A 1,179-nucleotide genomic window follows, 5' to 3' on the forward strand; every position below is an offset into this window, starting at 1 on the left:
GCTATCGTTGGAACTTGACTGTCTACTACTGTAACTGATTGTGTAGAAGTTGCTGTATTACTATTTCCGTCTGTTGCGGTCCAAGTTACGGTGTTTAGTCCTTTCACCAAGCTTGCTGGTGAACGTGTTACGGTTACCGTTGTACAATTATCTGAAGCACTTGGAGCTGTTAATTGAGAACTTGCATAGGTGCAAACTCCCGCGTCTGCATTGACACTGATAGCTGTTAAAGTTGCTATCGTTGGAACTTGACTGTCTACTACTGTAACTGATTGTGTAGAAGTTGCTGTATTACTATTTCCGTCTGTTGCGATCCAAGTTACGGTGTTTAGTCCTTTCACCAAGCTTGCTGGTGAACGTGTTACGGTTACCGTTGTACAATTATCTGAAGCACTTGGAGCTGTTAATTGAGAACTTGCATAGGTGCAAACTCCCGCGTCTGCATTGACACTGATAGCTGTTAAAGTTGCTATCGTTGGAACTTGTGTATCGGTAACGGTAATGGTCACAGCCGAGGTATAAGCAGAATAACAATTCACACCATCCTGAGTGGAAACGGTCCTTCTTTGGTAACTGGTTGTGGCCGTCAATGATGACGGAGAATAGGTGTCCGCAGTTGCTCCGCCTATTGTCACATAACTTCCGCTCGCGTTGGTTTGCCATTCATAGCTAATAGTTCCTGAACCTGCACCCGCTGTTGTAGAAGTGAGTGTTGCTGGTGTGGCGCCATTGCATATTGTTTGTGCTGTTCCAATGGCTCCGGCGGTAACAGGACTTTGTACCGTTATAGTAATAGGTGTTGTATATGCTGAATAACATAGAACGCCATCTTGAGTGGAAATGGTTCTTCTTTGGTAACTGGTTGTCGCTGCCAATGATAGTGGAGAATAGGTGTCCGCAGTTGCTCCGCCTATTGTCACATAACTTCCGCTCGCGTTGGTTTGCCATTGATAGCTAATAGTTCCTGAACCTGCACCCGCTGTTGTAGAAGTGAGTGTTGCTGGTGTGGCGCCATTGCAAATCGTTTGCGCTGTTCCAATGGCTCCGGCGGTAACAGTACTTTGTACCGTTATGGTAATAGGTGTTGTATATGCTGAATAACATAGAACGCCATCTTGAGTGGAAATGGTTCTTCTTTGGTAACTGGTTGTCGCTGCCAATGATAGTGGAGAATAGGTC

General features: G+C 45.4%; 1 protein-coding gene (only partly in view). It reads right to left on the reverse strand.

Translation table 11 applies throughout. The annotated features are described in order from the left end of the window. On the reverse strand, positions 1–1,179 hold part of the coding region annotated (locus FNW38_RS17935) for a G8 domain-containing protein (RefSeq protein ID WP_144265601.1) (this coding region is incomplete at its 3' end). 1,121 nt of the annotated region lie beyond the right edge of the window; 1,179 of 2,300 annotated nt are visible.

The sequence above is a fragment of the Flavobacterium gawalongense genome (assembly GCF_007097265.1).
Classification (GTDB): domain Bacteria; phylum Bacteroidota; class Bacteroidia; order Flavobacteriales; family Flavobacteriaceae; genus Flavobacterium; species Flavobacterium gawalongense.